Raw genomic sequence first — 13,294 nt, 5'->3', positions numbered from 1 at the left:
GAATATGCTCTTTGTTTGCAACGCAAACCGCACACAAACGAAGTTTGTATAAGTGCGCCCTTCTTCACTTTGTTCATTGGGGTGATTATACCACAGGCAGAGTGAAGATACTATTATGTAATTCTAGTGTTTCTGCGATAGTTTGATTATAATAGAGAAAAACAAGGCGGTAGGGGAGTGAGAGCTTTGGCTCGAAAGACAGAAGAAGAAAGACTATTAGAGATGGATGAAAAAATTAAGAAGATGCAAGCCGAGAAGCAAAGGCTTGCTAACCAATTAAAACAAAAGGAAAGAAAGGCAAGAACACAAAAGCTAATTAGAATGGGTGGATTATTAGAAAAACATTTAGGAATAACAGGAGAAGAAGAAACTATTAAGTTGATTGCTTCTTTCCAAAAATCTATTTTGGAAAATAAAGATAGAGTAAATGCCATGGACATTAATCAAGCTAGAAATATACTAGGGATTCAAGTCCAGAGTTCAAAAGAATCTTAATCCATATTTTATTGTGTTTCTACTCTAGGTTAGATAAAAGATACCGATTTTGAAATTTATCAAAATCGGTATCTTTATCTAACTCTATTTATAAAAGGATGTATTTTCTTCTTTAAAATCGAAATTAAATGGGACCAGTTACATAATACATAAATAATAATATAGAAGACAAAATGCCTATACTATTTAAGATTTTCCCCATAAAAATATAATTGTTTTTTCTCTCTTTAATTTTTTTTGCTTGTTTATATCCTATAACTCCTAATATTATTGCAACTAAACAAAACCATAAAGAAAATACAGTCAAATAAGCAGAGATCAGAGCAACAAAACCTATTAAAATAGCTTTTACTTCCTCCTGCACAATATATACCTCCCTAAACATTCTTTGTTTTTCCATTTTTTATTATATATGTTATTAATTTGAAGAAATATTCGGATTGATATAAAAAATTAAGGGACATAATTTTAACTTTTAATAATATAGTTATTTTTTAAAGATTTTTAAAACCTTTTTACTTATTTATAGGAGCTTGAAACCCTTGGGGCTGTAAGTCTCAAAAATTTAAAAGTGAGTTTTGGTGCACTTAAAGTGAGTTTTGGTGCACTTAAAAGTGAGTTTTGGTGCACTTAAAGTGAGTTTTGGTGCACTTAAAGTGAGTTTTTTAGAAAAACTTGTTTTTTAACTCACTTTTAAATATGATAGTTATATCAAGAGTTATGAAAGGAATAAAGAAATGGCAAGGAGATTAGAAAAATTATCTGATAGAGTACCAAAATTAAAAGAAATGGAAACACGTAATTTCCCCGTTGTTAAATCTAATCATCTAATTCAAAAAACTCGTTTTGATTTAACATTGGTTGAACAAAAATTGATATTGCACGTAATCCAAATGATTGAGCCAAAAGATGATGATTTTAAAACGTATCGTTTTTCAATTAAGGATTACTGTAAAATTTGCCAAATCAGCGATAGAAGTGGGAAAAACTATTCGATTATTAAAAGTTCCCTGAAAAAGATAAGCGACAAAAGTTTTTGGATGGAACAAGAAGATGGTACGGAAGTGTTAATGAGGTGGATCGACAAAGTAGTTATAGACCATAAGAAAGACATAATTGATATTAAATTGGATAAAGATTTAAAGCCTCATTTGTTGCAGTTGAAGCAATTTTTCACTAAATATAATTACTTATATGTAATGACTATGAAAAGCCAATATAGTATTAGGCTCTATGAAATATTAAAGTCTTACGAAAATGTCCAAGGGATTATTTATGAAGTGGATGAATTAAGGAAAGTCCTAAATCTAGATGATGATACATTACCTAGATGGGTTGATTTCAAGCGTTTTGTGATAGAACAAGCTATTAAAGAAATCAATAAATTAACTGACATTACGATTACATACGATACGATTAAAAAGGGAAGAAGTGTTTTCGAAGTTGTATTTAATATTAAATCCAAGTCTGAAACACAAAAAATTATATCTCAAAGATTAATTGAAAGAACATTAGATAAGAAAAATAAAGATAATGATGATGATACTCCTTACTAATAGCATTGAGAACGTTTTAAAGGGGTTATATTGAGCCCTTTTTTAAAATAACGCATTTAAAGGTGTTAAATGGATAACGGCCTTCTACGGGCTTTGTATACACTTTAAAGGGGGAGTTGATAGTTATGGAATTTGATGATTCAAAAAAAATCATAAATGGGGAATTTGATATGAACCGCACTTGGTATGTAGGATTTGAATACAAAAGGGATTACGCAAAAAAGCCTTTGTCTGGGGAGGAAAATGAAAAACTAGTGGATGATCTAATCCAGGTCTTTGCAAAGTATGAAATGCAGTGGAAAATGAAATAAAAGGCTACCCAAAGGCAACCTTTTTATCGTTTTATTAAAGGTTCGGATTTAAAAAGAACTTTTTTTGTTTCAGCATCAACAATTATATTTTTTATATCTTTACCATTTTCAGATACTGTTAAATAAACATATACTTGTCTATTAGGATGAAAACCATCACCTGAAACTCGATTTTCACCAATAAACTCATCTACTTTTGACAACACCTTGTTCACATCTTTAAAAGAGACTTTTTCTCTAATGTTAATTTTAGCGTTCTTGTATTCAGTATATTGTTTTTGGTCTATTGAGCTATAAAAAGAATTTGGACTAGCAAACTTTTCACTAGAGTTATCAGGATATTTGCTCCATGATTCTTTTGCTGGTTCCTTAGCTTGAATTGAATTTGTGCTTATTCCCATTACTAAAACAACTAATAATATCATTGCAGTAATCATTTTCTTCATTTTGTATTCAACTCCTTTTTTGTATTATTTGATTGATTATCTGTTTTTATAAACAAATCTCTATAAGAAATAAAAAATGACCTCCCTACGGCTTGGCGCTGTTTGGAGGTCATTTCACTGATCTATAAAATATAGAGCCAATTCTTAAAAGAGTAGGCTAGCTACAGATGCTGTCACATCTGTAGCTTTTTTGAATATAGCATGATTACCTTTCTAACCCAATGTTTTGCCCTTTTAAGCGTTGCTTTGGTTTTTGCTTAGCATTTACTTTGTGTTCCTGCTTTTGGGCTTGTTCTACCCCTTCTAGGATGGCTGAAAGAAAGTCATTGCTTTGGCTTAGGCTTTGCGTTTCTTGTTGAACTTTTTCAAGTGCTGGAGCAACTTTCTCTATTTCTCTTTTATGTTGTTCCAAATGCTCCCGATCTTCATAACCGATGGTTCGAATAGCTTGAGTTAACTGTTCTCGTTTTTGTAAATCTTTCTGATAAGCTTGTTGTTCTTCCTTGGAAAACAGAATTTTTCCTTTTAAGTAAGGATTCGATTCGATTCGTTCAATTCGTTTTTCTAGTTCAGTAAGATGATTAAAATAACTTTCTGCATTTTGAGCATTCCGAACAGCCAGATTATAGTTTTGAATACCTTCTCGATTTAATTCAATTTTATGCTGTCTTTGTTCTAAAGTATGTTTTATGTTGTCGAGCGATATAGTTTTTCCTTGTTTCTCATTTAGTCGGTTCAATTTAGATGCTGTCTTGTAATCCAAATATTGTCCTGCTGTTTTCAATTCAGGATATTGGATAGCTACTTTACGAATTAGCTTTTGCTTTAGTATTTCTTCTGTCTGGTTTAGTATTTGTTTTTGGTCTACAGATTTTAAGATGCTCCCGTTTAAAGTTCGAGTAGACGTATCAATTTGTTTACTTAATTGCTTTTTAGCTAACTGGATCTCTTCACGTGCAGATAAACCAGCTTCTTTTAAACATGTATTTAAGTGGTCATGCTGGCTGATGATTTTATCTTGTAAAGTGTTGATACTAGCACGCAAATTTTCTTTTTCCTTACGTTGGAAAAATCCTACTTTATCAAGTTTTCCCTTTAATTCTTCTAATGTTTTTTCATAATGAGAAAGCTGTTTTTCTGCTTGTTCTGCAATAGAAACTATGTGATTTTTTGTCTTTAAAGATTCTAGTGCTTTTCTTTGTTGTTCGGTCTGTACTTCTAATGATTTTCTATAGTTGGCAATTGTTGCTACCGTTGGAATTTCGCCAATAATTTGTTTGGCTGCCTCCACATTTTTTTGTTCTTCAGTAGTTAATTCTACAGACTTCTTTTGCTCCTGTTGTTTTAACTCTGCTTCTATTTGTTGCTTCTCTTGGCGGTATCTTTGTAAGTCATAAACAATAGCATTATGCTTTTGTACTTCACGATTAATATTACCTCGCTCAGTTTTCATCCCCTTTTTCTCCATATCAGAAGCGACATGCCCCATATGAACCGTAGGTAAGATTTCAAGTCCACGTTCAGCGTGAGATTTATGTGTAATTCGTTCTTTGATGTTTGATTGTTCTAATGCTTTATTTGCGTATTCTGACCATTGTTCTCTCCACTGCTCCAGCAGTTCTTTTTTGTTCCAATCACGATTCTTTGTAGTAAAGCCTTCTTCTGAAATTTCTCGTGTTGTTAACATTATGTGAGCGTGAGGATTGTTGGAGTCATCTCTATGAATAGCGATATCAGCAACCATGCCTTTATCTACAAATTGGTCTTGGATGTAGCCTTTGATTAATTCAGTTTGTTGTTGATTGGAAAGTTCTTTAGGTAAAGCAATATTTATTTCTCTGGCTAATTGAGAGTTCTTTCTTTTCTCAGAACGTTCAATTTCATTCCAAAGAATCTCACGATTTTTAACCCAAACAGGGGAATTTTCAGGAGCAAGAATATGGGTTTCCGGCTTCACTTCTCTTTTGTAAAATTTACTTTCATTAGTTTGTTCATCAACTAAACGCTGACCAGAACGATAGGCAGCTGACGCAATTGCTGATTGTCCTTTTCCTCTGGAAATCATTTGTGCTGAGAAGTGATAGATTGCCATATGCTTGAACCTCCTTTTCAAAAGATTTTGTAGTAGCCGTAATAAAAATGATCGTACCGTAAGGTGGGAGAATTTTTATTATGGAATCGTAAGAAATTAATTAGACGAAATGGCATTTTGCCAATGAGAAATAATTAATCTCTTACGATGAGTTTTTGTATTCGTCACAAGACGGATACTCATTCGCACATCAGCGAATGAAGGATTTTAATTTTTATATTCGCAACAAGCGAATATGCTCTTTGTTTGCAACGCAAACCGCACACAAACGAAGTTTGTATAAGTGCGCCCTTCTTCACTTTGTTCATTGGGGTGATTATACCACATGCAGAGTGAAGATACTACTTTGTTATTCTAGTGTTATAGCTATAATTTGATTATAATGGAGGAAACAAGGTTATAAGGGGAGTGAGGGCTATGGCTCGAAAGACAGAAGAAGAGAGATTGCTAGATATGGATGAAAAGATTAAGAAGATGCAAGCTGAGAAGCAAAGGCTTGCGAATCAATTAAAGGAAAAAGAGCGTAAATCTAGAACAAAAAGACTCATTCAAATTGGGGCATTAATGGAGAAGCATTTAAAGATAGAAGGGGAGGAAGAAGCAATCAAGCTAATCGCTTCTTTCCAAAAGGCCATCTTGGAAAGAAAAGAACAAATTCAAGCAATGGATATACATTTAGCTAGAGAGATATTAGGAATTGAAAATAAAAAGTAACTCTCTTAAACTAGTGTTGACCACAGGGTCAAATAATGACCAATAGGTCAACGTTGATGTTTCTTTGAATAAAATAAAATGACCTCCTTCGATTTATTCGTAGGAGGTCATTTCATACTTTAGTATGGGAGCCAACCCTATAAAGAGTTGGTCAGGCTATAGATCTGAAGTATCTGTAGCCTTTTTTTATTATAATATGTAACCACATTCAAAAGATAGAATTTTTGCTTTTTGAAATTAGAAAACAGAATGATCCAATTCAAAAGAACAACCATTATTCTAAAGAACTATTGGCGACTAGTCTCTTTAAATCTTTCCTTCATAGCTTAATCTTTTTAGGAAAAACTAAAGTTACAGAAAGGAGAAATTTGATATGCGTGTTTTATTAACCATTGGTATCATGATTTTTTGCACCATCTCTAATGCTTATTTCACTCACTACATTCAAGAAAAAGCAAGAAAGCGCGGACTATACAGCGGTATTGTTTTGACTATCCTAGGTTTAGGTTACTCTACTTTTCAAACATTATTTATTATAAAAATGCAAAAAAAAGAATTTGAAAAAAAGAATTAGATATGAACCGCACTTGTTATTAGGATTTGAATACAAAAAGATTGTTAAAAAGCAGGCAATAGATAAAATCCCCCTGTATAAAGTTAATCCAAACTAATAAAATTTAATTAACCTACTGTAGAGTATGAACTTCGGCTAAATAGTCGGAGTTTTTTTGAGCTGATGATTAAAGGAAATACAAATACAAAAAAAGTGGTCATTTTTAGAGATAAAATTCCTCTCTAATGCTCACTAGACCTTCATAATCACTTTTTAAAGCGTTGCTTTTTAAATAAGAGTAGTTAAATAAGTAATTTAAATAAAATCGCTAAAATAAGGCTTAAAACAACTCTTGTTAAGTGTCCCAAAATTAATATACCCCTAAATCATTTACTTCTTCGATTGAATAAATGACCTCCCTTCGGTTTAAGTTGGCTTTACATTTAATGACCATCATGTTTATTTTTCACTAACTTCGTTTTATCCTTAGTTCCTGGTGGTTGTTCAAGCCAATTATTCTTTATCATAATGTCGGCTCCCGACTTTGCAAATGTAGCAATTTCAAGGGATAGGCGTTCATAACTAGTTGCTAGATCGTTGCGTTGACTAGCTGCGGCTGCAGTAGCATAGTTACCAGTTCCACTTGCACTTAGTAATGCCATATGGAACATGATTAATTTGTCTGAAAACGTTTGGGTCGTGGAATCAGAAATACCATGATCGGGTGACATGGGTGCTTCAATATCACAACCAAGCAAAGAATCCATAAAAATTTTCATATGTTTTTTGGATATCTCTTTACCAGTTAACAAAAAGTCCTGAACTTCTTTTAATGGCGAAGTCTGTGCAAAAGCAAGGCTAATTTTCATCCCTATATGATTGGTTTGAATATTTAAATATAAGTGAGAAATTTCAATTGCATTTAAAGGACGCTTGTCGCTTAATAGATTAAATCCACCTAAATACTTTTTACTGTCTATGTAATCCGTCTCAGTTGGAACAGGTATATAGGGTGCTCTTAAAAATATCCCTTTATTTAGCATTACTTGTGTGCTTTTATCATATAATTTAGTCGTTTCAGAGATTCCCTCTATAAAATAATCCCTTATATCTTTTCTAATACTCATGCCAAGAGAACCACCATAGGCTAATAATCCAGCTCTTGCCATATGATTGACATAGCTTATACAAAATAAATCTGTAAATAAACTCGGTGCATTCATATTAACATCTGCTTCAGAAAACCCATTCGGTATAATATAGTTTTCATGTTTAAATATAGTGATGAGTTTTTCTATATGACTAGCTGACAGATCATATGAAAACTGAATAATTGGTTTAATCTCTTTGTCCTCTATATGTTTTAGCATATAACCTAAAATACATTTACTCATGCTGTCATTCATATAGGCAGTCCAAAGAATTGCTATTTCAGAAGCTGTTAAATCTACATGGTTTCCTTTCATGTGAAACCCTCCTAAGTGGCTTAATAAAAAGCTCTGTTTAGGGTTTAGGAAAAAACAAAAAATGCTACTAATCCCCTTTTTTTAGGGTGTCTTATTCAAAGAAACTTATACAAAACGTAAAGTTAGCAGGCATAGTTCAATGAAGTTGGGATTATAAACTCAAAGTGTATATAATCGCTTTGAAATACGTTTTAAATGGCATTTTAATTTTCTAACCAATTGTAGAAAGGTACCTTTTTAACAGGTTCTTTTCCTAACATGCCTTTGACCTTCTCATATGATTCGTTATGTGCTTGCTGTTTAGCCTTAATTTGACGATTATTTTCAGCATAAAGAGCTTGCCATTCTAATTTTGTAACCAATGTATCTACGTAACTGGACATGTATGTGATTTTAGTGCCTTTTTTTATGGAATCAGTAACTCTATTAGTTACATATTGAATTATTTTATTAGCTTGCTTATATATATTATTTTCTTGTTTTTCAGGTACTAGATAGGTAGAAAAAGTTTCCCCTTCTTTTTCCCTACTGCCAGAAGGCTTTTCGCTGTTTTCTGTTTCGCAATCTGTTTGGAAATTAGTCCTATCAAGTCCTAATAAATTCACCCAATATTGGAAGTAAGGATGATTAACAAATAGATAGACTGGGTTCCCCCGACCGTTACACTTTCTGGCACGTCGATATACTTTTATAACTTGTCCCAGTTCTACTAGCTCTTTCAGGCGATATTGGATAGTTCGGTCACTGATCCCGTTCCTTTTTGCCAGGTATTCGTCACTCGCATAAAAGAATCCTAACTCCGTACTGAAGAAACAGACCATATCAAAAGCCTGTCTTGTTCCTTCTTTTAGTCGGTACCATTTATCCCCTATGGACTCTTGAATAGATTCTAATAAACTGTACTTAACTTTTTTCTTTTCTGTTTTTGTTTCTACATATGGTGTGTAAGATATCATTTGATTAAATTGGTGTGATTCCACAAATACTGTCATGTTCAATTTCTCCTTTTTCGGAACAAAAAAAGACACTATTATCCCATAAACCAATGGGAAACAGTGTCTTTTATCAAAAGTTATCGAAAAAAGGAAACTTTTTTTCCTTGAATAAACGTGTTTTATACACTAAAATGATTGGTATATAATACTTAACGTTATATGTTCAAAGGACTTCGACAAGTGTTTCCCTACCGAGAATAGGGAGACGGTTAAAGGGTGCGACCAACACCACTTTAACAGTTGGAGTTCTTTTTCATTATCCGGACTATTTAGTTATCTGTAATTTTATACCTATCAATCTATTCTAGCAATACTAATTTACTAGATTATATTTGAAATTAATAAAATAAAAAGCATAGGATCGTCTCCTATGCTTTTTTTCTTTTTATCCTAATACGAAATAAAAAGTTCATATTTTAAATGAAATGTAATTTTTTTCTATAAAAGGAGGTATTTTCTTTTTTAAAACCGAAATTAAATAGGACCGGTTACATAATACATAAATAGCAGTATAGAAGACAAAATCCCTATACTATTTAATATTTTCCCCATAAAAATATAATTGTTTTTTCTCTCTTTAATTTTTTTTGCCTGTTTATATCCTATAACTCCAAATATTATTGCAACTAAACAAAACCATAAAGAAAACACAGTCAAATAAGCAGCGATTAGAGTAACAAAACCTATTAAAATAGCTTTTACTTCCTCCTGCACAATATATACCCCCTAGAATATTCTTATTTTTTTCCATTTTTTTATTATCTATGTTATTAATCTGGAAATTATTCGGATTGATATAAAAAATTAAGGGGAAGGAAGATTGTTTCTATGAGTATGAAAAGAATTGTTTTTGTGTTAGGTTCACTTGTATTTTTATTAATTAGTAATTTTGGTTTAGATTTAAAATCAGCTAATGCAGAAAGTATCTCTACTGAAGATGGACTGAAGTATATTGAATCACCAGCTAATTATATTGAGTATTTAGAAAAGGAAAGCAAAATAGATGACTACGCAGCAGAAGGATTAGAAGCATTTAAAAATTTAAGTGAAGAAGAACAAAACACTTTTCTTTTAGCATTACAACCAGATAATTATATGAAATTAATCGGTACAGCAAATGCTAATCCTGGCGTATCAAACATTAACATAGAAGGAAATAAAGTACCTGTAGAACTACAAACAAATACTAACCCTTCAATAGGAGTATTAGCGACTGGGAAAAAAACTGTAACTGCTACCTATAAACTGTATGTTTTAGGTATTAAAACAACTACATTATATAGTACAGTTGTTTTTAACTATTCAGGTTCAACAGCTACAAAAGTTTTAGATAATTACGGAAGCCACAGTAACATAAATCCTTCTATGATATGGCAAAAAGGAATTGGAAAAGGTTATTTAAGTGGTGGAGATGCCTATGGAAGAGCTTCATGGACAGTATACTCAACTGGTAGTTTAGGTTTCATTAATGACTCTGTTGATTTTTATGCTCGTGGAGATGGAAAAAACAGATACTATAAAGTGGATTCTACACGGTCAGACTGGAAAACTGGTGGATGGATTTCTTTCTAAAAGTTGATTCCAATAAAAAAGCCTAAGATCTTAGGCTTTTTTATTTTTTCTTGAGAAATTTTATAAGTAAATATATTCCTCCTATGATAACTATAAGCCAAAAAACGAAAGGAATAATACCTAAAATATCCATAAAAACCATCCTTCAATTTTTTAAATTTTCTTTTTGCTAATCAAGTTTCTGTTGTTAAAAAAAAAACGTCTAATGAATCCAACAATTAATCCAAATCCTAATATTATTAGAACTATATAGCCATTAGACAATTTTCCTTGAAGTAGTAGAAGAAACAGCAATACCGAGATTACTACAACCACGAATAGTAAAACAACATCAATTCGCTTCATGAAATCATCTCCTTTTCTTAGTTGATACTTTACTCCCGTTGTGTTGGAAATCATAACTAATAATAACATTTTTTTCTTATTCTTATTTTGTAAGTGTTTAATAGAATTAGATAGTATTTTGCTAGTTAGTTAACATAATGCGTCTTATCCCAAGCAACCAACAAAACAAAAGACGGAATTCGGCCATATTTGGGCAAATTCCGTCTTTTTAGGTTTGGGAAATACATATAAACTTGGAACAATAATGATATCGGCGATCTTTCATTTTCTTTTAATTGCTGCGGATTGCTAGTTAGTTTCATGTTTGACAACAAAAATCAAAACAGAGACAACTCCCTCAGTTGTCTCTGTTAAGGATTACATAATAAGGAGGTATTACATGATCAATAATATGTTTGAAATGAAAGAAGTATGAATTGCTCACTCTCTTTATCAGTGTTAATCACCGTTCCAACTCATTTCTTTGCCCTTTTAAGCGTTGTTTTTGCTTCTCATTAGGATTTACCCCTCGAGTTTGGTTTCGGGCCTGTTCTAGGCCTCGGATGATGGCTGACAAGAATTCTGTGCTTGCTCCATAACCACCTTGATGCTTCCCTAACTGTAAATCTTCGATTTCTTTTATTGTTTTATCTTTCAAGTCCATATTACTTAGAATCTTATCTCGATTATGAATAAAGTGGTCTTTATCTCGAAATCCTTCTTTTTTTAAAGATTCTTGGCACTTACTCTGTATGTTTAAAAGGTCGTCATAGGCTTTCTTATTTGTTTCAGAATGAAGTACCTTTCCTTTTAACAAGGGATTACTATCAATTTTTTGCAAACGTTGTTCAATCTCTAATAATTGATCAAAATACTTTTCTACCCTTTGGATTCGCTGAATACCTACTTGGAACTTTTGTAAAAAGTTTTTATGTTCTTCAATATGTCTGTTCCGAGCACGAATAGTGGATTTAATACTATCTATACCGACAATCTTTTCAGCTTTTTTATTAAGGTTATTTAGCTTTTGCGCAGTCTCATACGATAAGAATTTTTCGGCATTTTGAAGTTCAGGATAGTGAGAAATGACTTTACGTATGACTTGCTGCTTTATTATTTCTTCGGTTTGCTTTAGAACTATTTTCTGTTCAATGGATGTCAGATTGTTTTCTTGAAGCTTTTGAGTAGCTACTTTCAGTTGTTTATTCAAATTCTTTTTAGCAAATGGAATCTCTTCCACTTTAGCCAAATTAGCTTCTTTTAAGCATTGAGCCAAATGCTGTTCTTGCTCTGGAATTTCACCTTGTACTTCTGTAATCTTATTGCGTAAAATTTCTTTTTCTTTTCGTTTAAACAATCCTGTCTTATCCAGTTTTCCCTTTAATTCTTCTAAGGTTTTTTCATAATGAGAAAGTTGCTTTTCGGCTTGTTCAGCTACGGAAACGACATGATTTTGTGTCTTTATAGATTCTATTTCTTGTTTTTGTTTTTTGGTCTGTATTTCTAATGATTTTCTATAGCTAGCAATGCTTGTCATAGTTGGTGTATCACCAATAATCTGTTTAGCTAGGATAACTATTTTTTGTTCTTCAGGAGTTAATTCTACTTTCTTCTTTTGCTCCTGCAGTTTTAACGCTGCTTCTCTTTGTTGCTTCTCTTGACGATACTTTTGAAGGTCATAAACAATCGCATTATGCTTTTGAACTTCACGATTAATAGCCCCTCGTTCGGTTTGTATGCCCTTTTTCTCCATATCAGAAGCAACATGCCCCATATGGACAGTAGGTAAGATTTCAAGTCCACGATCTGCATGGGATTTATGTGTGATTCGTTCGTTGATTTGTGCTTGTTCTAATGCTTTGTTTGCATACTCGGACCACTGCTCTCTCCATTGCTCCAGCAGGTCTTTTTTATTCCAATCACGATTCTTCGTAGTAAATCCATCTTCTGAAATTTCTCGTGTTGTCAGCATGACGTGAGCATGAGGATTGTTGGCATCATCCCGATGGATAGCGATATCAGCAACCATGCCTTTATCTACAAATTGATCCTGGATGTACCCTTTGATTAATTCTGTTTGTTGTTGTTGAGAAAGTTCTCTAGGTAGTGCTACATTGATTTCTCTGGCTAATTGAGAGTTCTTCCTTTTCTCGGAATGTTCCACTTCATTCCAAAGAATCTCACGATTCTGAATCCAAACTGGCGATTTTTCAGGGGCAAGAATATGGGTTTCTGGTTGCACTTCTCTTTTGTAAAACTTACTTTCATTTGTTTGCTCATCGACTAAACGCTGACCAGAACGATAGGCAGCAGCCGCAACTGCGGATTGCCCTTTTCCTCTGGAAATCATTTGAGCAGAGAAATGATAGATCGCCATATCCTTGTACCTCCTTTTTAAATTTAAATTGAATAACAAACTCCATAATGGAACAAAATATTAAAGCCAACTGTTGAAATTCATGTATCACACCAAAAAGGGAGTAGAAGGCTATCTACTCCTTTTTTATTTTTTAAAAATGAATTCGGAGAAATTATAAAGACAAGTTGAACAATTGCTGACATTGCCAACGAGTATTTATAAAAATCTTCCGAATCCTTTTTTGTATCCGCATTATGGCGGATACTCATTCGCCCACTAGCGAATGGAGGGTTTTGATTTTGTATTCGCACCAAGCGAATATGCTCTTTGTTTGCAACGCAAACCGCACACAAACGAAGTTTGTATAAGTGCGCCCTTCTTCACTTTGTTCATTGGGGTGATTATACCACA

General features: G+C 32.7%; 11 protein-coding genes. 4 read left to right on the top strand and 7 right to left on the bottom strand.

Annotation, left to right across the window (positions count from 1 at the left end; translation table 11 throughout):
- Positions 1–177: 177 nt before the first annotated feature.
- Positions 178–495 (top strand): hypothetical protein, encoded by a 318-nt coding sequence (locus tag ACF08W_RS34725; protein WP_350623827.1) that lies wholly within the window; start codon positions 178–180, stop codon positions 493–495.
- 124 nt (positions 496–619) lie between these two features.
- On the opposite strand, the gene ACF08W_RS34720 is transcribed toward ACF08W_RS34725, so the two are convergent.
- The gene (locus ACF08W_RS34720; protein ID WP_350623825.1) at positions 620–859 is read right to left on the bottom strand and encodes a hypothetical protein; all 240 of its coding nucleotides are present in this window, start codon (positions 857–859) and stop codon (positions 620–622) included.
- Positions 860–1,232: 373 nt separating this feature from the next.
- Between ACF08W_RS34720 and ACF08W_RS34715 the strand changes: the two genes are divergently transcribed.
- Complete coding sequence (locus ACF08W_RS34715; protein WP_350623823.1) at positions 1,233–2,051, top strand: replication initiation protein; 819 nt, start codon at positions 1,233–1,235, stop codon at positions 2,049–2,051.
- Positions 2,052–2,385: 334 nt separating this feature from the next.
- Here the strand turns inward: ACF08W_RS34715 and ACF08W_RS34710 are convergent, their stop codons facing one another.
- The gene (locus ACF08W_RS34710) at positions 2,386–2,808 is read right to left on the bottom strand and encodes a hypothetical protein (RefSeq protein ID WP_350623821.1); all 423 of its coding nucleotides are present in this window, start codon (positions 2,806–2,808) and stop codon (positions 2,386–2,388) included.
- 205 nt (positions 2,809–3,013) lie between these two features.
- On the bottom strand, positions 3,014–4,900 hold the full coding sequence (gene mobQ / locus ACF08W_RS34705; RefSeq protein ID WP_350623818.1) for a MobQ family relaxase: 1,887 nt from the start codon (positions 4,898–4,900) through the stop codon (positions 3,014–3,016).
- A gap of 417 nt (positions 4,901–5,317) precedes the next feature.
- On the opposite strand from mobQ (ACF08W_RS34705), the gene ACF08W_RS34700 reads away from it, so the two are divergent.
- Complete coding sequence (locus tag ACF08W_RS34700) at positions 5,318–5,614, top strand: hypothetical protein (protein ID WP_341082331.1); 297 nt, start codon at positions 5,318–5,320, stop codon at positions 5,612–5,614.
- A gap of 996 nt (positions 5,615–6,610) precedes the next feature.
- Here ACF08W_RS34700 and ACF08W_RS34695 read toward each other — a convergent pair.
- The 3 genes from ACF08W_RS34695 to ACF08W_RS34685 form a co-directional block, all read right to left on the bottom strand.
- The gene (locus tag ACF08W_RS34695; RefSeq protein WP_341082329.1) at positions 6,611–7,633 is read right to left on the bottom strand and encodes a DUF3231 family protein; all 1,023 of its coding nucleotides are present in this window, start codon (positions 7,631–7,633) and stop codon (positions 6,611–6,613) included.
- 203 nt (positions 7,634–7,836) lie between these two features.
- Positions 7,837–8,625 (bottom strand): hypothetical protein, encoded by a 789-nt coding sequence (locus ACF08W_RS34690; RefSeq protein WP_341082328.1) that lies wholly within the window; start codon positions 8,623–8,625, stop codon positions 7,837–7,839.
- Positions 8,626–9,102: 477 nt separating this feature from the next.
- On the bottom strand, positions 9,103–9,342 hold the full coding sequence (locus tag ACF08W_RS34685) for a hypothetical protein (protein ID WP_341082326.1): 240 nt from the start codon (positions 9,340–9,342) through the stop codon (positions 9,103–9,105).
- A 114-nt stretch (positions 9,343–9,456) separates the two neighbouring features.
- Here ACF08W_RS34685 and ACF08W_RS34680 point away from each other — a divergent pair, with 114 nt between their 5' ends.
- On the top strand, positions 9,457–10,200 hold the full coding sequence (locus ACF08W_RS34680; RefSeq protein WP_341082325.1) for a hypothetical protein: 744 nt from the start codon (positions 9,457–9,459) through the stop codon (positions 10,198–10,200).
- Positions 10,201–10,987: 787 nt separating this feature from the next.
- Here the strand turns inward: ACF08W_RS34680 and mobQ (ACF08W_RS34675) are convergent.
- On the bottom strand, positions 10,988–12,901 hold the full coding sequence (mobQ, locus tag ACF08W_RS34675; protein WP_341082332.1) for a MobQ family relaxase: 1,914 nt from the start codon (positions 12,899–12,901) through the stop codon (positions 10,988–10,990).
- Between the last annotated feature and the right edge of the window lie 393 nt (positions 12,902–13,294).

Origin of the sequence: Streptomyces sp. NPDC015144, assembly GCF_043079735.1 — a bacterium.
GTDB lineage: Bacteria > Actinomycetota > Actinomycetes > Streptomycetales > Streptomycetaceae > Streptomyces.
The sequence above is the reverse complement of the archived record's forward strand: the minus strand, read 5'-3'. Positions and strand labels throughout refer to the sequence as shown.